The organism is Desulfotignum balticum DSM 7044 (assembly GCF_000421285.1).
Taxonomy (GTDB): Bacteria; Desulfobacterota; Desulfobacteria; order Desulfobacterales; family Desulfobacteraceae; genus Desulfotignum; species Desulfotignum balticum.
The window spans coordinates 343,608-363,695 of sequence record NZ_ATWO01000001.1 but is presented as its reverse complement, the minus strand read 5'-3'; the positions used below and the strand labels follow the sequence as shown (position 1 = coordinate 363,695).

14 protein-coding genes and 2 pseudogenes are annotated in these 20,088 nt (G+C 46.6%); 4 read left to right on the top strand and 12 right to left on the bottom strand.

Annotated elements, in window-relative coordinates; translation table 11 throughout:
• Position 1: 1 nt before the first annotated feature.
• Complete coding sequence (gene clpB / locus K365_RS0101995; RefSeq protein WP_024333299.1) at positions 2-2,593, bottom strand: ATP-dependent chaperone ClpB; 2,592 nt, start codon at positions 2,591-2,593, stop codon at positions 2-4.
• 197 nt (positions 2,594-2,790) lie between these two features.
• Here clpB and K365_RS0101990 point away from each other — a divergent pair, with 197 nt between their 5' ends.
• The 4 genes and pseudogenes from K365_RS0101990 to K365_RS28605 form a co-directional block, all read left to right on the top strand.
• On the top strand, positions 2,791-3,198 hold the full coding sequence (locus K365_RS0101990) for a helix-turn-helix domain-containing protein (protein WP_006967816.1): 408 nt from the start codon (positions 2,791-2,793) through the stop codon (positions 3,196-3,198).
• On the top strand, positions 3,191-4,180 hold the full coding sequence (locus tag K365_RS0101985) for a serine O-acetyltransferase (protein WP_006967817.1): 990 nt from the start codon (positions 3,191-3,193) through the stop codon (positions 4,178-4,180). Before K365_RS0101990 ends, K365_RS0101985 begins: the two co-directional genes overlap by 8 nt.
• Positions 4,164-5,081: a cysteine synthase A gene (cysK, locus tag K365_RS0101980; protein WP_024333298.1), complete on the top strand. Its 918-nt coding sequence runs from the start codon at positions 4,164-4,166 to the stop codon at positions 5,079-5,081. Before K365_RS0101985 ends, cysK begins: the two co-directional genes overlap by 17 nt.
• Before the next feature lie 288 nt (positions 5,082-5,369).
• Positions 5,370-6,318 (top strand): annotated as a pseudogene (locus K365_RS28605) (IS256 family transposase); the annotation flags it as partial.
• Between the two features lie 370 nt (positions 6,319-6,688).
• Here K365_RS28605 and K365_RS29570 read toward each other — a convergent pair.
• The 11 genes and pseudogenes from K365_RS29570 to hisD all read right to left on the bottom strand — a co-directional run.
• A pseudogene (locus K365_RS29570) lies at positions 6,689-6,751 on the bottom strand (4Fe-4S binding protein); the annotation flags it as partial.
• Between the two features lie 85 nt (positions 6,752-6,836).
• Positions 6,837-7,421, bottom strand: a complete 585-nt coding sequence (locus K365_RS0101970; protein WP_024333297.1) for a HutD/Ves family protein — start codon at positions 7,419-7,421, stop codon at positions 6,837-6,839.
• A 17-nt stretch (positions 7,422-7,438) separates the two neighbouring features.
• Positions 7,439-9,055 (bottom strand): glutamate formimidoyltransferase, encoded by a 1,617-nt coding sequence (ftcD, locus tag K365_RS0101965; RefSeq protein ID WP_024333296.1) that lies wholly within the window; start codon positions 9,053-9,055, stop codon positions 7,439-7,441.
• A gap of 59 nt (positions 9,056-9,114) precedes the next feature.
• A complete protein-coding gene (gene hutI / locus K365_RS0101960) occupies positions 9,115-10,290 on the bottom strand; it encodes an imidazolonepropionase (protein ID WP_245569123.1) in 1,176 nt (391 codons plus the stop codon).
• Positions 10,291-10,450: 160 nt separating this feature from the next.
• Positions 10,451-12,484, bottom strand: a complete 2,034-nt coding sequence (gene hutU, locus K365_RS0101955; protein ID WP_024333294.1) for a urocanate hydratase — start codon at positions 12,482-12,484, stop codon at positions 10,451-10,453.
• Between the two features lie 485 nt (positions 12,485-12,969).
• Positions 12,970-13,953 carry a zinc-dependent alcohol dehydrogenase gene (locus tag K365_RS26280; RefSeq protein WP_024333293.1) on the bottom strand — a complete coding sequence of 328 codons (984 nt, stop codon included), beginning with the start codon at positions 13,951-13,953 and terminating at the stop codon, positions 12,970-12,972.
• 21 nt (positions 13,954-13,974) lie between these two features.
• Positions 13,975-15,009 carry an ABC transporter permease gene (locus K365_RS0101945; protein WP_024333292.1) on the bottom strand — a complete coding sequence of 345 codons (1,035 nt, stop codon included), beginning with the start codon at positions 15,007-15,009 and terminating at the stop codon, positions 13,975-13,977.
• A 2-nt stretch (positions 15,010-15,011) separates the two neighbouring features.
• The gene (locus tag K365_RS0101940) at positions 15,012-16,589 is read right to left on the bottom strand and encodes a sugar ABC transporter ATP-binding protein (RefSeq protein ID WP_051147804.1); all 1,578 of its coding nucleotides are present in this window, start codon (positions 16,587-16,589) and stop codon (positions 15,012-15,014) included.
• Positions 16,590-16,828: 239 nt separating this feature from the next.
• Positions 16,829-17,890 carry a sugar ABC transporter substrate-binding protein gene (locus K365_RS0101935; RefSeq protein WP_024333290.1) on the bottom strand — a complete coding sequence of 354 codons (1,062 nt, stop codon included), beginning with the start codon at positions 17,888-17,890 and terminating at the stop codon, positions 16,829-16,831.
• A gap of 25 nt (positions 17,891-17,915) precedes the next feature.
• Positions 17,916-18,695 (bottom strand): SDR family NAD(P)-dependent oxidoreductase, encoded by a 780-nt coding sequence (locus K365_RS0101930; RefSeq protein ID WP_024333289.1) that lies wholly within the window; start codon positions 18,693-18,695, stop codon positions 17,916-17,918.
• Between the two features lie 41 nt (positions 18,696-18,736).
• Entirely contained in the window at positions 18,737-20,065 is a 1,329-nt protein-coding gene (hisD, locus tag K365_RS0101925) for a histidinol dehydrogenase (protein WP_024333288.1), read from the bottom strand.
• Between the last annotated feature and the right edge of the window lie 23 nt (positions 20,066-20,088).

Sequence of the window (20,088 nt, the reverse complement as noted above, 5' to 3'; positions counted from 1 at the left end):
ATCAATGACCGAACACCAAGCCCTGTCCGGCATCATCCAGTGTAAAGCGGATCGTATCTCCTTTGACAAACTCCCCTTTTAACAGCGCCAGAGACAACGGGTTTTCAATTTCCCGCTGGATGACCCGTTTCAAAGGCCTGGCACCGAAACTGGGGTCATATCCTTTTTTCGCCAGATAAGCCATGGCTGCTTCATCCATTTGGATGGTCAGATCCCGGACAGCCAGACGACGGTTGAGATCTTTAATCTGGATGGCGGCAATCTGTTCGATATGTTCCCGGTCCAGTGCATGAAAGGTGATGATTTCATCGATCCGGTTCAAAAATTCCGGCCGGAACACCTCTTTCAATGCCCGGGCAATACCCGCATCCACTTCCTCTGAAGAAAAACCACCACTGCTGCCCGATTCCTGGAGAAACCGGGACCCCACATTGGAGGTCATGATGATGATGGTGTTTCTGAAATCCACGGTCCGGCCGTGCCCGTCGGTCATACGCCCGTCATCCAGGACCTGGAGCAGGATGCTGAACACATCCGGGTGGGCTTTTTCGATCTCGTCAAACAACAGCACGGAATAAGGCCGGCGCCGCACGGTTTCGGTCAGAAACCCGCCCTCGTCATAACCCACATATCCGGGAGGGGCTCCGATGAGCCGGGCCACGGAATGTTTTTCCATGTATTCAGACATATCCAGCCGCACCATGGCCTGCTGGCTGTCAAACATGAATTCGGCCAGGGATTTGGCCAGCTCGGTCTTGCCCACGCCCGTGGGTCCCATGAAAATGAATGTGCCGATGGGCCGGTCTTCGGGAGACAGACCGGATCTGGCCCTGCGCACCGCATTGGACACCGCATCTATGGCCTGGGTCTGGCCGATGACCCGGCGTTTGATATAGTCTTCCATGTGCACCAGTTTTTCCTGTTCCGCCTCCAGCATCTTGGATACCGGAATACCGGTCCAGGCGGACACCACTTCCGCCACATCGGTTTCATCCACATCTTCCTTGAGCATTTTGCTGGTCTCTTGCAGCTCATCCAGTTCCTGTTTTTTGGTTTCCAGGGTTTTTTGCAGCTGGGTCATGGTGCCGTACCGGATCTGGGCCACTTTTTCCAGATCTCCGGCGCGTTCCGCCATCTGGGCTTCGGTCTGTGCTTTATCCAGTTCCTCCCGGACACCTGAGATTTCCTGGATCAATTTTTTTTCACTGTCCCAGTGCATCTTCATGGGCCCGATCTCCTCGGACATGGCGGCGATTTCTTTTTCCAGTTTTTCAAGCCGCTCTCTGGATGCCGGGTCTTTTTCCTTGAGCAGGGCCTGGCGCTCGATCTGGGCCTGGGTGATTTTCCGCTGCACCTCGTCAATGGCCCTTGGCATGGAATCGATTTCGATACGCAGCCTGGAGGCGCACTCATCGATCAGATCCACAGCCTTGTCCGGTAAAAACCGGTCTGCGATATACCGGTTGGACAATGTGGCTGCCGCCACCAGCGCGGAATCTTTGATGCGGATGCCGTGATGGACTTCATATTTTTCCTTGAGCCCTCTAAGAATGGAGATGGTGTCCGCCACACTGGGCTCCTTGGCCATGACCGGCTGGAACCGGCGCTCCAGGGCCGCATCCTTTTCTATATATTTGCGGTATTCATTTAACGTGGTGGCACCCACGCACCGCAGGGTGCCTCTGGCCAGGGCCGGCTTGAGCATGTTGGACGCATCCACAGACCCTTCGGAAGCCCCTGCCCCCACCACGGTATGCAGCTCGTCGATGAACAGCACAATCTCTCCTTCGGCCGCCTCCACCTCTTTGAGCACGGCCTTGAGCCGTTCTTCAAATTCGCCTCTGAACTTGGCGCCTGCCAGCAGCGCCCCCATGTCCAGGGCCACGACCCGCCGGTTTTTCAGGGAATCGGACACATCCCCTTCCACGATACGCTGGGCCAGGCCTTCCACAATGGCGGTCTTACCCACCCCGGGCTCGCCGATAAGCACCGGATTGTTCTTGCGGCGACGGGACAGGACCTGGACAATGCGCCGGATCTCCTCATCCCTGCCGATCACCGGATCCAGCTTGCCGGTGCGGGCCAGCTGGGTCAGATCCCGGCCGTATTTTTCCAGGGCCTGGTATCTTTCTTCCGGATTCGGGTCGGTCACGCTCTGGTTGCCCCGGATGTCTTTCAATACAGACAAAATGGCATCTCTTGTCACACCCTGGCGGTTCAGGATCTCCCCGGCCTTGCCTCTGGCCCCGGTCAAAGCCAGCAACAGATGTTCCAGGCTGACGTACTGGTCCTTCATCTTGTCCGCTTCTTTGAATGCGGTATCCAGCACCTGCTGACTGTCCCGGGACAGATAAATGTCCGCCGGGTTGGACACCTGGGGCAGGTTTTCCACTGCCTGTTTCACGTCAGCGGTCACCGCAGACATATCCGCCCCGATTTTTTTCAGGATCGCTGCACCCACACCTTCCCGGTCCGCAACCAAACCGCTCAACAAGTGAACCGGCTCAATGGCGGCATGGTTTTTTCTCCGGGCCGTTTCATGGGCGGATTGGAGGAGTTCCTGGGATTTCATGGTCAATTTATCTAATTTCATATGTCACCTTGGGTTCCTTTCATTATTAATTTAATTTTGCATATAAAGTAATATCACAAACATATTCGTCAACCAAATCCCTGTATTATTCAGGTCTTTTAAAAATTTCATCGTTGACACCCACCACTCTGTGGTATATTTTCACACATGAAAGAGTGGTTAAGTCTTAACAGAATCGTATGAACCTAAGGACACGCATGGATCCCAAAGATTTCAAATATCTGAGAACCCGGCTGGGAAAAACCCAGAAAGAGCTGGCCCAGCTGCTCGGAATTTCCATCAAAGCCATCCACAGCTATGAGCAGGGGTGGCGGAAAATCCCTCACCATGTGGAACGACAATCTCTTTTCCTGTTGCACAAGACATTGAATATTAAGGACACAGAGGGAAATAAATGCTGGGACATCAACCAGTGCTCCGGCAGCCGCCTGGAAAACTGCCCGGCATGGGAATTCAATTCCGGAGATCTTTGCTGGTTCATCAACGGCACCCGATGCAACGGAGAATCGTATCATTCCTGGGCGGAAAAAATGGAAGCCTGCCGGAAATGTCCGGTATTCATCAAAATTTTCGAACCAGACAAAGGAAGCATTGAGAATGAATGATTCTGCACAACATTGTTCCACCTGCAAAATCGACGGCAATCGTGTTCCTGAGCAGCGCAGCCAACTGCCCGGGGCCATCCGGGACATCATCGCATCTCTGGATGATGACACCTGTTTTGCCCATATCGGTGACGAACCCATTCATTTTTCCATCTCTGTTCAGGACATGATTGAAAAATTCAGACAAGTGCTGTTTCCCGGATATTTTTCCAGAGAAAAAGTGGACCATGCCAACCTGACCTACCACATCGGTCAATCCGTGTCCCAGCTGTATGACATTTTGTCCGAACAGATCATTCATGTGCTTCGCCATGACTGCCACCGATATGATCTGGAGTGCACGGAATGCGAACCCCGGGGACATGATGCCGCCCTGACCATGATCCGGGCCATCCCTGAACTGCGGCGGGAACTGGCCGAGGATGTCAAAGGGGCCTATGCCGGCGATCCGGCAGCCAAAAGTCATGATGAAGTCATTTTTTCCTATCCGGGACTGTATGCCACCATGGTGTACCGGATTGCCAACCGGCTGTTCAGGCTCCAGGTGCCCCAGCTGCCCCGGATCATGACCGAACAGGCCCACAGCCTGACCGGCATCGATATTCATCCCGGCGCCACCATCGGCCGGCGGTTTGTCATTGACCACGGCACCGGTATTGTGATCGGTGAAACATCGGAAATCGGAAACAATGTCCGGATCTATCAGAATGTGACCATCGGCGCCTTGTCCCTTCCTCCGGATGCCGGAGAAAAACTCCGGGGCGCCAAACGCCATCCCACCATTGAAGATGATGTGATTGTCTATTCCGGGGCCACGATTTTAGGCGGAGACACCGTGATCGGGACCCGGTCCGTGGTTGGGGGCAATGTGTGGCTCACCTCTTCCATCCCGCCGGACACCAAGGTATTCATGGAATCTCCCAAGCTGGTTTACAAACACCCGCCCTCACACAAGGAATATCAAAATGAAAAAACTGCCTGATATCACTGCGGCCTGCGGCAACACTCCCCTGGTCTATCTGGACAAGGCAAGCCGGGCCACCGGGGCCGACATCTATGGAAAACTGGAATATTTCAATCCTCTGTCCTCGGTCAAGGACCGCATCGGCCTGGCCATGATCGATGATGGGGTGAAAACCGGAAAAATCAATCCGGACACGGTGATTGTGGAGCCCACTTCGGGCAACACCGGCATTGCCCTGGCGTTTGTGTGCCGGGTCAAGGGGCTGAAACTGATTCTGACCATGCCTGAAACCATGAGCATCGAACGCCGGCAGCTTCTGGCCCACTTAGGCGCGAAACTGCATTTGACACCCGGGGAAAAAGGGATGAAAGGCGCTATCGCGGCGGCCCAAAACCTGGTTGAAACAACCGGCAACGCCTGGATGCCGGACCAGTTTTCCAATCCGGCCAACCCGGAAATCCACCGCACCACCACGGGCCCGGAAATCTGGGATGCCCTGGATGGAAAAATCGATATCTTTGTGGCGGGTGTGGGCACGGGCGGCACCATCACCGGGGTATCGGAAATGATCAAACAAAAAAAACCGGATCTTTTGTCCGTGGCCGTGGAACCGGAAAACTCGCCTGTGCTGTCCGGGGGAAATCCCGGTCCCCACAAAATTCAGGGGATCGGTGCCGGGTTTGTTCCCGCCAACCTGAACCGCGACATCATCGATGAGATCGTCACCGTGTCCGAGGACCAGGCCTTTGCCGGTGCAAAAAAACTGGCAAAAGATTATGGATTGCTGTGCGGAATTTCATCGGGTGCCAATTTTCATGCCGCCACACAGGTGGCCGGGCAGCATCCCGGAAAAACCGTGGTGTTCATTGTGTGCGATACCGGGGAGCGGTATATCAGTACGCCGCTATTCCAGACCTGAGTTTTTTTATCATATGACTTGATATTTTTTGGCTTGACAACCCTATTGTAATCCTGTGTTCGACAGTGGTAAGTTTACGAAACTTCAAGACACCTGTCAATAAAGGGATGCAGCAATCCCAAAAAATGGCGTAGTACCCACAAAATTAGGGGGTTTTAAGGGGTGCCGGCGAAGGACTTTATCCTCTTTGGCATAGATATTTTCAATTTTTCCAGGATATTACGCTGAGAATGAGTCGATGAGATATAATCAAAAGTTGTGTATGAGGTGTTAGGTGGTGTATCCTCTGTACCGACATATCTGAGAAAAACCAAAAGCATGGAAGCCCTGATCCCCTGGCTATATTTAAAGGGAATATCCACGAGAGATTTTTCCGAGGCTTTGTCTGCGCTGGTCAGAAAAAGTGCGCCCGGGCTCGCTGCTCCCACGATCAGCCGATTAAAATCAGTTTGGACAGAAGAATATGAACAGTGGCTGAAGCGAGACCTTTCCGGAAAGCACTATGTTTACATCTGGGCCAATGGCGTTTACTGCAATGTCAGAATGGATGACAGGCAATGCATTCTGGTTATCATCGGCGCTACCCGTGACGGTGAAAAAGAGCTGATAGCCGTTGAGGGCGGATACCGGGAAAGTGAATCCTCCTGGCTGTCCTTGTTAACAGATTTAAGACGAAGAGGCCTTGAAAACGCCCCTGAGCTTGCCATCGGTGATGGATCGCTTGGGTTTTGGAAGGCTCTGGCGAAAACCTTTGATACAACCAGATGGCAACGCTACTGGGTTCATAAGACGGCCAATATTTTGAACAAACTGCCCAAAAGCCTGCAAAAAAACGGCCAAGGATAATATTCACAAAATCTGGATGGCACCCACCAAGTCCGAAGCCGAGAAATCTTTTGATTCATTTTTAAAAATCTACGAGGCCAAGTACCCAGGGGCAACCAAATGCCTGGAGAAAGACCGCGATGTTTTTTTGAATTTTTATGATTTCCCTGCTGAGCACTGGCGGCATATAAGAACGAGCAATCCCATAGAATCAACGTTCGCCACAGTGAGATTGAGAACAGCAAAAGTCAGGAACTGTTTTTCATCCAGGACGGTTTTGTCTATGGCTTTTAAGCTTTGTGAATCCGCACAGAAACGGTGGATTCGATTACACCATCATGAAAAACTGGGATTGTTAATAAAGGGAGTTAAATTTGTGAATGACGTCGAACAGGAACGATACGCTGCCTGATGCCATACACAACATTTGACAATAACTCCCATGGATCTATGGGCCAACAACGCGTATTTGGTTTTGAGATGTGTTTTTCCGGATTGCTTTTCCAGGGCTTCGAGTTCGACCTTGATCCGTTCCAGATTTTTTTCGCGGACATGGCGGTCATGTTCAGCCTGCTCCGGGTTATAGGCGATGACAAACTGTCGTCTGCCTGTACCTTATGTTCAAGCAGAAAATCCATGCTCCGGTACAAGTGCTGTACCTGGATGGCTGTTCAATGTCCAGATAGACATCTTTGGCAGCCCACTTTTCCACCGCCAGTTTGGAGGCAGGTGCCAGGGCACAGTTGGCCACCATGGCAAAAATCCCAGCGGTCAAGTTCCAATACGTGTTTGGGGCAGAAATGAACGCAGATACCACATCCTTTACACCAGTCTTTGTCTATCATATGGTTGATTGTTTTACTTTTTTTGGTCATTTTTTTCTTCCATTTTTTTACCATATTCCCAAATCAGGATTCCTGAAACGGGAGATTAGAAAGCACGGATCTGGATGCAGATCACGCCCTCTCCCTTGATTTTCCATGGCAATGCAACCGGCCCCTTCAGATCAAACAAATGGCCCTTGGGCAACAAAATATTTTTGCTGTCCAGGCCATTCATACTAATTGCATGATCGGGGGCATATACCAGGAATTCCCGGGCATCAACGGCCAATTGATTTTCTCCAAAGGACGTGAATACATCCACCTTTGCCGTGCAATGTCCCTGCTTTGTCATGATGTTAAAATCTTCAATGGGCCCGTCCTTCAAAAAAGCACGGGTTTTCCAGTCTCCGGAAAATTTTACTCGATCAAATGCCCGGCTTAATTGACAGCCTTCACTCTCCTCGTGGAAGAGATCCATACCCTTGCCGGCCAGAAGAACCAATATGCGGTCATATCCTGAAAAATCAGAAAAGGGTCCATCGCTGCAGACATGGGCCCGGCTGAGTCTCCAGAAAAATCCTTCCCCGGTATCCCCACGACAAACCCGGAGCTCGACGGTGGTTCCCTGGCCGTTTTTCCAGGGTAGTTCCTTAAAATCTTCCGGCCCGATTATTTGATATTCCAGAACCATTAAATCATCCCCTGCGCTTAAATGGTTTTCAGGATTTCAAGCACTCTGGCGCACATTTGCCTGGCGCGTTTTTCAATGGCCATGGCTTCAGCCATAGTTTCGGCCTTAAAGGGTTCATCCTTGATATTTTTCATATTGATAAGGACATTTTGAAATGCTCCCCATATACCGGTTTCAAGGGCTTTTGCCCCCACCTGCACATCAGATTTGGATGCAGGGTTACCGAATTTTGCCACCTCGCACAGGGTATCCCATGCTCGATCCCCCAGACGCATGGTGGTCAAAGGGATCTGGATAGCCGCCTTAAGGCCGGCCTGCATCTTTGCTAAGCGAATTTGTTTTTCTGCCTCGGTGCCCTTGGGAAGTCTCAGACCCTCCATGTATTCGTTAAAGGCAGAGGTATCCGCATCAATCATGGGAATCAGCTCTTTGGTCAATTCATGGAGGACCGGGATGCTTTTCTGCATCTGGGATTCCACAGATTCAAATTTTCTCATGCCCTGGGTGAGTTTGGCAACCATGGATCCAAGTCCAATTCCCATGGCTGCCATGGCAGCAGAGGCAGACCCTCCTCCGGGTGCTGATGTACGGGCGGCTATTTCCTCGATGAACCCCCGCAGGCTCATGGACGCCAATGGTTCTTCAGGCGGTTCGGCCACAATATATTCAATCACCTTGTCCCTGGGGATAAAAGGGGCTACGGAATTGAGTCCCATACGGTCAATGGCCAGCTGAATTTTCTGCTTTTCTTCGTAAATGAACAACTTTTCTTGTTGAATATAATAGTCGGCAGCCATGAGCAGGGACTCTTTTGGGACAATACCGACAATCTCGGAACCTGCCACCCCTATATTCAGTGCCGCGGCTTTCTTTTTAACCGCTTCAAATAAAACATGAATGGGGGTCACATTGTAGTTGTTCAGGTTGACGGTGACCTGGGCTAGATTATACTCATCCACATACCAGCCCATGCCCTTGACCTCCTTCAACTCTCCGGGCTGACCCGTGCCCCGGCCGGCCTCCCTTAAATCCAGGGCAATGCGGTGGGCCTGGTTAGCTGTACCCAAAATATTCACATTATAGGCAATGAGAAACATCCGTGCGCCCGTGGCGGTTGCACCCCAGGAGGGTACAAATTTGGCCGGACCAAAATCAGGTTTCCAATGAGGATCTTTTAACCGCTCTTCCAGGGCCTCGTACTCTCCTTTGCGGACATCGGGCAGCTTACGCCGGGACTCGTGCTGGGCGGCTTCCTCGTAAAGGAAAAAGGGCACCTCAAGTTCATCTGCAGCCCGCTTGGCAAACTCTTTTGCAACCTTAGCACACTCTTCCATGGTCACATTGGCCACCGGAATAAAGGGGCAGACATCCATGGCACCAAAGCGGGGGTGTTCTCCCTTGTGAAGTGCCATATCGATCTTTTCCCTGGCCACCCTTGCGGCTGCAAGCGCCCCCTCAATAACGGTTTTCTCATCCCCCACAAAGGTATAAACCGTTCGATGGGTGGATTTGCCCGGGTCCACATCCAGCAGTGTACACCCTGGGGTGTCATGAATCGCATCGGCAATGGCCTTGATGATTGCCTCATCCCGCCCTTCAGAAAAATTGGGCACACACTCGATTATCTTTTTCATTTTTTTTATTCCTAAAATTACAATTCATATATATTGATGGGTACAAACAAAGGATTGCATCATTTTTTTTCAGATAAAACAATTTTTCCCTTCTTGATGACCGTTTCCACAGTATTGACCCCCACATGGTAGGGGATAAAGCGGTAGGATGGAAACTCAAGGATGATCAGATCCCCCAGCTTTCCCTTGTCAATACTCCCAATGCTCTGGGCCCGGTTGATGGCTGCAGCCCCATTTATGGTCAGTGCTGTGATCGCTTCTTCAGTACTCAGATTCATGTACAATGTTGCCAGGGCAAATATAAGGGGAATGGACTCTGAAAAACAGGAACCCGGGTTAAAATCCGTTGCCAATGCAACAGCGCACCCCTGGTCAATCATATACCGTCCCCGGGCATAGGACTCTTTTAGACTGAATGCCGTGCCCGGCAAAAGAGTTGCCACAACCCCTTTTTCTGCCATATCTTTTATGCCCTGGTCCGATGCCTGGAGAAGATGGTCGGCAGACACAGCTCCCACCTCCGCAGCAAGCTCTGCACCGCCCAGTTGGACAATTTCATCTGCATGGATCTTGGCACCCATCCCCAGTTCTTTTGCCCGTAAAAGCAATCTTTTCGACTGATCCAGAGAAAAAACATTTTTCTCACAAAAGATATCACAAAAGTCAGCCAGTTTTTTTTCAGCCACTTCAGGCAGCATATCAATGATGTGATCAATGAATTCATCCTCTTTTCCCTTGAATTCAGGAGGAATTGCATGGGCTCCCAGAAAAGTAGATACAATATCCATAGGATGTTTGTCTCCCAATTTTTTCATCACCTCAAGCTGCTTGATCTCAGTATCACGGTCCAGCCCGTAACCGCTCTTGCCTTCAACGGTTGTCACCCCGAAGGCCATCATGGAATCCAGTCGCTTTAACCCCAAAACCACAAGAGATTGTTTTGTGGCATTCCGGGTGGCTTTGACTGAATTTGCAATGCCCCCTCCCCGGTTCATGATATCCATGTAGCTGTCTCCACGGAGCCTCCAGGCAAACTCATCCGGCCTGTACCCCCCAAAAACAAAATGGGTGTGGGAATCCACAAACCCGGGGAGCACCGCCTTGTCTTTGGCATCAATCACCTTAAACCCTTCGGTATTAAAATCCTTGAGAATCTCGCTGGATTTACCCACATCTTTGATGATGCCATCCTGGATGATCACGGCACCCTCTTCGATGATGCCAAGATCAGACATCTCTTTTCCCTGCTTTGCTTTAAATCCGCTGCAGGTAACCACTTGGGAAGCATTTTTTATGATTAGATTTCCGTTCATATTTTTTTCTCTCGGCATTTTTCCCTGGGGTTCCAGCCAGACATCATCTGCCAGCTGAAAACCCAAGGAAGATTTAAATAATTTATTTTTTTAATTTTTCATCCACCAGCGCCTGGATCATGGCCTCATCGGTAAGGTAGGGGATGGTAATATGGGCCTCGCCTTTGCACATTTCATTGAACTCCACACAGGTCTCCATGGAATGTTCGTTCCGTGCCCAGGAACGTCTTGCAACACCGCCCATGACATCCCAGAGCATGGCCCGTCTTATGATGTCGTCTATGCGTGAGCTTCCGTCAAGGACCAAGCCGAATCCGCCGTTAATAGCCTTGCCGATTCCAACGCCGCCACCATTGTGCAGGGCCACAAGACTCATACCTCTGGCACAGTTTCCGGCAAAGCACTGGACAGCCATATCCGCCATGATATTACTGCCGTCCTTGATGTTTGCCGTTTCCCTGAAGGGGGAGTCTGTTCCGCCGGTATCGTGGTGATCCCGGCCCAGCATCACGGGCCCTATCTCTCCCTGCCGGACCATATCGTTGAATTTAAGGGCTATGTTCACCCGGCCCATGGCATCCTGGTAGAGAATCCTGGCCTGGGTTCCAACCACCAGCTTATTTTTATGGGCATCCCTGATCCAGATATAATTATCCCGGTCCTGGCTTCTTCTGTCCGGATCAATGCAGCCCATGGCTGCTTGGTCTGTCTTTAACAGATCTTCCTGTTTACCGGTGAGGCATACCCATCTAAAGGGGCCGTAACCATAATCAAACATCAAAGGCCCCATGATATCTTCAACATAGGAGGGAAAGATAAAGCCGTCCAGGGTATTTTCCCCGTTTTTACAAATTTCGGTAACTCCTGCATCAAAGACAGACCGCATGAATGCATTGCCGTAATCAAAGAAATAGGTCCCTTTGTCCACCAGGGCTTTAATGAGTTTATAATGATGAACAAGGGTTTTATCCACCATTTCAATAAATTTTTCAGGATCATCCTTAAGCATGTCGGTGCGCTGTTCAAAGGTCAGGCCCTGGGGACAATATCCGCCGCCATGGGCCACGTGACAAGATGTCTGATCGGACAGCAGCTCAATGTGAATATCGTTGTCAACAGCATATTCCAGCAGATCCACCACATTCCCGTGAAAGGCAATGGCCAGGGCATTTTTTTCTTCCATTGCTTTTTTTGCTGCGCTAAAGGTTTCACCAGGGTCTTTTGTAACCATGCTGACCCACCCCTGATCATACCGGGTTTTAATCCTGGATTCGTCAACTTCTGCGATGATGCCGACCCCATTGGCAATCTCGATAGCCTTCCCCTGGGCACCACTCATGCCGCCAAGACCGGATGTGACAAAAAGCTTTCCTGTAAGATCTCCATCCTCGGGAACACCCAGCTCAAGCCTGGCGGCATTTAGAAGCGTACCATAGGTGCCGTGTACAATTCCCTGGGGACCGATATACATCCATCCGCCGGCCGTCATCTGTCCATAATTGGCAACCCCCAGGGACATGGCCCGTTCCCAGTTTTCCTGATCATCAAAAAGCCCGATCATCAGGGCATTGGTGATAATGGCCCGGGGAGATGTAGGAGAGGATTTAAACAGTCCCAGAGGGTGTCCGGATTCAACCACAAGGGTCTGATCCTGGGTGATATTTTCAAGATATTTTTTAATGATCAGGTATTGCATCCAGTTCTGGCATACCTGACCGGTTTCACCATAGGTCACCATTTCATAGGGATACAGCCCGATTTCAAAATCCAGGTTATTTTCTATCATCACCTGGAACGCTTTGCCTTCAACACATTTTCCTTTGTACTCGTCAATGGATTTACCATAAATACGACCCACAGGTCTGAATCGATACCCATAGATCCGGCCATAAATTAAAAGTTCGTCCAAAAATTCAGGCGCCATTTTTTCGTGCCAGGCTTCGGGCAGGTATCGCAGAGCATTTTTCAGTGCCAGCTGGACTTCGCCTCGATTAAGGGTCATGGGCCGTTTTGGCGCTCTTCTGATTCCTTCTTCAAAATCAGGCATGGGGGGAAGCTGTGTAAAAATCTCATCCATTTTAATGGTCATTGCATTTGAAACATCAATATTTTTCATATTATTTATTTTTCCTTTCTTTTATATGATTTGGGTATGAAATTTAAGGAGTTATTATTCGGGATAAGCGCATACAGGTAGGATTTTCAGCAGATGCAAAATTATCAACCCTGAAAAAATATCCTTTAAGCCATATTGTCCTTATTCCGGGAATAAAGATTCAGGATACCAAGACAGAAGTGATGTCAGATTATATTCTTCCTGTAATAATCAATATTATTGGTTCTGCTTTAAAGTCTCTTGATCATTAATTGATCCGAAGATCATCAGCTTCCTGTTCAATTTTATTGATTTTTTCCGCAACTTTGTCGAATTACCAAAGGTCAGAATTTTTTGAAAAAAAGTTGCATGAAATCCTGGTGGATGGAAAGGACTGATTAATCAGAAAAATTTCCTGTCTCTATCAATTGTTTCATGGTCTTATAGTCAAAATCTAATTGGACCAAACAAGAAATATAGTTGACTCATCATCCAATATAATTATTTCAGGGTATTAAGATAACTTTCATAGCCTTTGCTTCTGGAGATAAAAGAAGATCAAATCCATCCTGAGTATTTATGATTGGCAGTTGATGGCTCACAACATGCTGAAAATCTTTATAGTTATCCTCTAACAATTTTACCGCCATAGGTAACTCTTTATCAAAACAGTTGCTCCCTATAAATTTCCACCCGTGCTCCACAATATCAGTAAAATTAAACAGCATTTCTTTGGAGAAAAGGCCAACGAGAATTGCCTCGGCATCCTTGTCCAAGGCTTTGGGAAGAAGGTCTTTTAACACAATTGCAGAGCCGGTTGTCTCAAAAATTAAATCAAATTTTCCTTCTGGTATGGCGGTAATAATGGAATCACTTTGGGTCTCTGAAATCACACCACGCCGATATTCAGAGATTTCTGCAATAGTGATATCGCTAACACCCCGTTTTATTAAAACAGCATGTATCAGAGCACCTATAGGCCCCGCTCCAAATATCAAAATTCTTTTTCCCTCAGTTATGCTTTTACCAATAGCGTGTAGGGCTACGGCTAATGGCTCAGCAAGGGCGGCTATCGGGGCAGGAACATCTTTGCATATTTTAAGAAGATTTTTAGCCGGAACAACTATCGAACCAGCGAATGCACCTTCACACACTTCCCCGAGAAATCCTAAACTTTCACAATTATTATACTTTTTTGCGAGACAATATCTGCAATTATAACAGTATACGCGGGAATCTCCAATTACACAGTCACCAACCTTAAAATCTTTAACCTTATCTCCGATTTCAGTAACCTGCCCTGAGAATTCATGCCCCATAGTGATCGGTGTCCGGGTGATATATGCACCTGAACGATAAACATGTAAGTCTGATCCACAAATGCCGGCAGCAGAGATTTTTACTTTGACTTGGTTTTTTTCTTCGATTTGAGTGTCAGGGACTTCTTCTATACGCAAAGTATTAGCTTTAAAAAACTGTGCCGCTTTCATATTTGTTTCCTTTGATTCGGGTTATGCCGATGCAGTTTTGCAAGCGACTCGTTGCTCAACATTTTCTTCAAGTTTTCTTAAACTTTCCTGGTGAAAGAGGTGGTCACGCCATTTTGTTTTTGCCCGGTCAAGAAGCACAGCAAGAAAAATAATAATACCATAACAGGCATATAGCAGAAAAACATTTACGCCGATCAAGGTAAGAGAATTATCAATCATCCCCAAAAGTAATGCACCACCTAACATTCCAAGGGGTGTTCCTCTCCCTCCGTCCAGACTACACCCGCCTAAAATTGCACCTGCAAATGAGAGTAAAACCATATCTTTACCCATCGTGTTATTTATTGCGTCTTGTCTTCCGGCAGCTAGCAAACCAGCTATTGCAGCCAAGACTCCAGCACATATAAAAGCGTATGTAACTATCTGTTTAGTATTTATTCCGGAAATATAGCTTGCATCAGGATTACCTCCTGTGGCAAGCAAATACCGTCCGAAAGGAGTTTTACCCATAACAAAATGCATTATCAGAAAGACGGCGAACATTAAAACTACCGCAACAGGCATATTACCTATTATTCTTTCATTTCCGACAAAGGAATAAACTGGGTCAAGTTTAAATATTGCAAAAGGCACTAAAAAAAGTGTGACACCTCGCAAAATAATCAGCATTGACAATGAATGGATAAAGGAATGAATTCCTAAATAAGCAACAATACTTCCATTAAAAAAACCGATTAAACCGCCAATAATCAAAGTCAATAAAATTGTTACATATGGATTTAATCCAGGAATCCACTGCGTCGCTGTAATCATTGCAACTGCCGGTGCAAATGCAAGTGTCGATTCAAGGGAAAGATCCAGGTTTCCTGTCAGGAGTATTAAGCCTTGCCCTAGAACAAGCATACCCAAGATAGAGGAGTGATAAAAGATATTAATTACATTGTCATATTGCATGAAACTCGGTGTAAATAGGGCATTTATCGAAAAAAATATGATCAGAATTGCCCAGATCAGGTTATTTAGAACAAAGAGTTGGAAATGCATTTTTTTTGGCATAGTTACCCTTCCTTTACGGCCTTGCTCTCAGGCCGAACATTGACCCCTTGTATGGCAAGGTAAATTTGATTAGGATTAAACTGATTTCTATTAAATTCATGGACTATACTGCCGTCATAAAGCACAATAATTCGATCACACACTAACATCAGATCTTCTACACTTGGAGAAGTCATCAGAACACCACCGGCTTTGGATAAATCATTTCGAATAATATTAAGGATAAAATTTTTAGCCATAATATCAATACCCTTGGTAGGTTCATCGAGTAGGTACACAGTAGGTTCTGCGGCCATTAGTCTGGCGATAACAACCTTCTGCCGGTTTCCCCCGCTCAGTGTTTGTACCTGCTGTAACTGGGTGCTAACCTTAATATCGAGAAAATCTATAAATTTTTGAGCAGTCGAGCTCTCTTTGTGAGTATCGATTATCGACTTATTGGTAAATTTCATTAAAGAGGATAACGAAATATTATCTTTTACACTCAGTATCTCCACCAGGCCCTCTCCATCACGATCTTCGGGCAAATAAGCGACACCAACCCGAAAAGCATCTTTTGGGGTCCTAAAATTTATGGGGGTCCCATTGAGAAGGATTTCTCCAGCATCACGCCAATTAGCCCCGCCAATAGTTTTCATTAAATCAGTGCGACCGCTCCCGCGCAGTCCGGCGAGTCCAACCACTTCACCTTGGTTTAAAGCAAGATTAATTTTATTAAACTTACCGGCGACGGTTAAATTGTTAATATTCAGAAGTGACTTTGGCTTGGTATAAACTTTGGATTCCTTTTTGTTTTCGTCAGGGGTTTCAGCTACATAATTATCACCAATAATTAATTTAGAAAGAGCGTTTACATCCATTTTACCCTTGGATTTACTAACAACAATCACTGAATCCCTTAATACAGTGATGCTATCACACATCCTGATTATTTCTGACATGCGATGAGATATCAATATAATCGCCTTACCCTGTTGTTTCTGCTGATCAATTAGCTCAAATAAATATTCCTGATCTTTTTGGGAAAGAGCTGAGGTGACTTCATCCAGAATAACGATATTATTTTGATCTACAAAAAAAGCTTTAATAACAAGCAAAAGTTGCTGTTCACTGACACTTAGATCTGCGCCAGTAGCATCAAGCTGCATTGGAAACTTTGCGTCCAAAAGAGCTTTTTCGGCTATTTTGTATATTTTGTTCCAGCTAATTTGTTTTCCAAACATACAATGGTAATCTGGAAATAATAAATTCTCGGCAACCGTAAATTCCGGTATTATTTGAGGTTCTTGAGTAACAATAGATATTCCAAGTTTTTTTGCCTGTCGCCGGGTGAGGTTATGACACAATTTACCGTCAATAAAAATTTCTCCAGTGCTTGGTGGTATTACACCAGAAATTATTTTTACAAGAGTCGTTTTACCGGCTCCGTTTTTACCTATAATACCGTGGCATTCACCTGCTTTTATATTAACATTTACTTTATTAAGAGCAACCGTTCCAGGATACAGTTTGCAAATATTTTTTAATTTTAAAAGAACTTTTTTTGTTCTATCAAGCATCGGCTCTGTTGTTTGGTACATGGTTTATTACCCAATAAATTTATTAATATTTAACGACTTCAATAGTCACCTGGCTTATCATACAATGGGACCGATTACTATTCAGGAGTCAAAAGGAAGCAGGTCTCATTGATTCCTGCTTATGATTTGTACCAGGGTCGGTTCCCCTTAATGTCATTGCTGTTTTTCTTCACATACTTTCGCCCGGATCGGAAACCGCCTAACCTGCCGAAAGTATGTGTTAGAATAAATTATAAGGCTTATTTGGTTAAAATATTTTCCCACAGACGAGGATCATCCGCTTTAACTTCTTGCGGAACAACGGGTGCATTCAATTTAATCATCAACCCGTTACAACGAGGATTATCAACAATGGGTGCGGGAGACCAGTGTGCATTTGGAACATTGAGAATCTCACCCTTCTTAGGAAGATCTGTCTTGCCTGTTACAATATCATACAAAAGCTGGACACCAATCTCGGCGGATGCCATAGCCGGTTGTTGAACAATTGAATAAATTTTGCCCTCTTTAATAAGTTCCCGTCCCTCCGGTCCCATACAGATACCGGAAATTGAATAATCAGCTGGATTTAGACCCGCTGTTTCTATGGCTTGGACGACTCCTTGACCCATAATATCGGGTGTGTGCACATAGATACCAATAATCTGTCCTTTATAGCGCGTTAACAGGTCACTCGTTCTTTTAAATGAATCAATATTGTTCCATTTACCTTCCCCCTGTACAACCGTAAGGCCGGGGTATTTATTTAATACTGAATCAAAGCCCTTCGTACAGTCATTGGCAAAACCGTCACCTAAAGCCCCAGTAATTTCAAGCACAACACCTTCCGGTATTTTACCTTCATGTTTTGCTTTGATTCCCCCGATAAAACTCTCTGCGGCTTTTCGTGATGCATCTTCAATATCAAATGATACCCAATAGGCTACTTTTCCACCTTCAGGAGAGTTATCCAGGGCAACTATTGGAATGCCCTTTTTGTTAAGTTTTTCAATACCCCGAACAATGGCACGTGTATCGATAGTGCCTTCAAAAAGAACAGCATCCACTCCCATCACGATAAAACTATCAATATGCGATAATTGCTTGAGGATATCGTTTTGTGAGTCCTTTAGTAATAATTTTACACCTAACTCATGGGCTTTTTTCTCTGCGCCAGCCTCGATAGCACGAGCATAAGGAGGAGTCATATCGCGTCCTGTCATACCAAAGACAAGCGCCTTGGCCTGAACACTCCCCACCAGCGACAGAGTCAACAACACTGCAATTCCAAAAATAGTTAAGGCTCTGGTTCTTTGAAACATTTTTTCTTCTCCTTTTATTTTATATCTACAAAGCAGACAAGTACCCACCATCAATGGCAATTACCTGTCCAGTTACATAAGCAGAGGCTTCTGAGCAAAAGAATATTACGGCACCAATCAAGTCGTCCATTTTCCCAAATCTACCCATGGGTATTTTAGATTGCATTGACTTTCTCCAATCTTCATCCTGATAAAAAACATCCGTAAGCTGTGTCTTAAAATATCCCGGTGCAATACCATTGACTCGAACACCCTTACCGGCCCATTCCGATGACAAGGAACGGGTCATACCCAGAAGCCCACTTTTGCTGCTTGTATAAGGGGTCGCAGTCGGCACACCAACAAATGAGGTAAGCGAGCACAAATTCACAATGGACCCAAGCCCTTGATCCGTCATTATCTTACCGGCCGCTTGGGCACAAAAGAAAGCGCCTTTAAGGTTAACACCTATTATTTTATCCCAGATTGCCTCATCCACGGATAAGCTATCACAAACTTGTTCAATGCCGGCGTTGTTAACTAATATATCCAACCCTCCCATCAGATTGGCACCTTCATTAAAACCAGATTGAATACTTTTCAAATCTGTCACATCGATAAACACCCCATGAGCTTTTCCCCCCATATCTGACGCTTCTTTCGTTACCTTTTTGGCAAGATCAAGATTATAATCGGTGAAAGAAACTTCAGCTCCAGCTTCTATCAATCCAAGACCTAACGATCTCCCAATACCCTGGCCAGCGCCAGTTACGAGAGCTTTTTTCCCTTTTAAAGAAAAACCTGCAAATTTTGTTTTTAGTTCCATGGGTCCCCCCCTTTCAATTTATTCAGGCAACAACAATAAGACTACAATTTTTCCAAGGCTTTTTTCCTGAGTTCTGAAACTGCCAGGGCATGCCCATCAAAACCTTCATAAGTAGCGATAGTGTGCGCATGCTTTGCGAGTTCAGGATAAGCGTCAGAAGTGACGTAACCAATTGAAGTCATTTTCAAGAAATCATACACACATAACGGCGAGCTTGTTTCCGCTGCACCCGATGTCGGTAAGACTGCATTTGGTCCAAGGTCAAAATTACAAAGTGATATCGGTGTATGATGGCCCAAAAGAATCTCTCCTGGGGTAATCAATTTTCCCAGATAATTTAAAGGCTCCTTGCTAAGGACCTCAAGATGCTCAGGAGCATAATCATTTACAAATTCAATGGCTTGATCCATGTCTTTAGTTAAAATGACACCACCTTTCTCTCCACATAGAACTGTAGAGGAAAAATCAGCACGATTTTCACTCATCTTCGCCCAAAGAGTGGGAAGAATAGAAATTACTTTTTGGGCTAAATCCCGATTAGGCGTGACCAAAAAGGCAGATGAATCAGGGCCGTGTTCTGATTCGATTATTAAATCCAGGGCTGCTATTTCTGCCGAGGCACTGCCGTCGGCAAGAATCAACGACTCGCTGGGCCCCGCAGGAGTACCCGGGTCAATGATATCTGATAACTGTTTTTTCGCAGCGACCAACCAGGGGCTACCTGGGCCAACTATCTTTACTGCCTTTGGAACAGTCTCAGTTCCGTATGCAGCAGCAGCCACTGCCTGTGCACCACCACATTTATATACCTCAGTGATCCCAGCCAATTTAGCAGCTACCAAAGTCGCATCATCTATTTTACCGTTAGGACCAGGAGGGGTAATAACATAAGCGTGTTTAACCCCTGCAACAACAGCAGGAATAGTCGTCATCAGAACAACACTGGGAAAGGATCCTTTCCCGCGGGGAACATAACAAGCAACAGAAGGGATAGGGGAAAAACGGTCACCAACAAATACCCCTGGAAATTGCTCTGAAAAATTCATCAGCTCAGGCATTTGGTGTTCATGAAATTTTTTAATTCTGTTTGCGGCGAATTTTAACGAATCAATAAGATTCGAATCTAATGCTTTGAAAGCACGATCGAAATCATCAGGTTCGGCTTTGATTGTATGTTTGGTAATCGAAGATTTATCAAATTCTTGCGCATAATAAACGAGCGCATCATCCCCTTCGTTTTTGACTTTTTCAATGATTGGTTTAACCCCCTCAATGAATTGCGCCATATCGGACTCTGTTCTTACAAGCAATCTACTTCGATCATGGGATTCTAGCTTATCAAGATCATAGAATTGTATTGTTTTAATCATTTTCCCTCTCCTTTTTAATCCGG

Excerpts from the sequence above, each read along its gene's own strand:
- K365_RS0101970 (WP_024333297.1), bottom strand. The coding sequence starts at position 7,421 with ATGGTTCTGGAATATCAAATAATCGGGCCGGAAGATTTTAAGGAACTA.
- ftcD (WP_024333296.1), bottom strand. The coding sequence starts at position 9,055 with ATGAAAAAGATAATCGAGTGTGTGCCCAATTTTTCTGAAGGGCGGGAT.
- K365_RS0101985 (WP_006967817.1), top strand. The coding sequence starts at position 3,191 with ATGAATGATTCTGCACAACATTGTTCCACCTGCAAAATCGACGGCAAT.
- K365_RS0101945 (WP_024333292.1), bottom strand. The coding sequence starts at position 15,009 with ATGCCAAAAAAAATGCATTTCCAACTCTTTGTTCTAAATAACCTGATC.
- cysK (WP_024333298.1), top strand. The coding sequence starts at position 4,164 with ATGAAAAAACTGCCTGATATCACTGCGGCCTGCGGCAACACTCCCCTG.
- hutI (WP_245569123.1), bottom strand. The coding sequence starts at position 10,290 with ATGTCTGATCTTGGCATCATCGAAGAGGGTGCCGTGATCATCCAGGAT.
- hisD (WP_024333288.1), bottom strand. The coding sequence starts at position 20,065 with ATGATTAAAACAATACAATTCTATGATCTTGATAAGCTAGAATCCCAT.
- K365_RS0101930 (WP_024333289.1), bottom strand. The coding sequence starts at position 18,695 with ATGGAACTAAAAACAAAATTTGCAGGTTTTTCTTTAAAAGGGAAAAAA.
- clpB (WP_024333299.1), bottom strand. The coding sequence starts at position 2,593 with ATGAAATTAGATAAATTGACCATGAAATCCCAGGAACTCCTCCAATCC.
- K365_RS26280 (WP_024333293.1), bottom strand. The coding sequence starts at position 13,953 with ATGAAAGCGGCACAGTTTTTTAAAGCTAATACTTTGCGTATAGAAGAA.
- K365_RS0101940 (WP_051147804.1), bottom strand. The coding sequence starts at position 16,589 with ATGTACCAAACAACAGAGCCGATGCTTGATAGAACAAAAAAAGTTCTT.
- hutU (WP_024333294.1), bottom strand. The coding sequence starts at position 12,484 with ATGAAAAATATTGATGTTTCAAATGCAATGACCATTAAAATGGATGAG.
- K365_RS0101935 (WP_024333290.1), bottom strand. The coding sequence starts at position 17,890 with ATGTTTCAAAGAACCAGAGCCTTAACTATTTTTGGAATTGCAGTGTTG.
- K365_RS0101990 (WP_006967816.1), top strand. The coding sequence starts at position 2,791 with ATGGATCCCAAAGATTTCAAATATCTGAGAACCCGGCTGGGAAAAACC.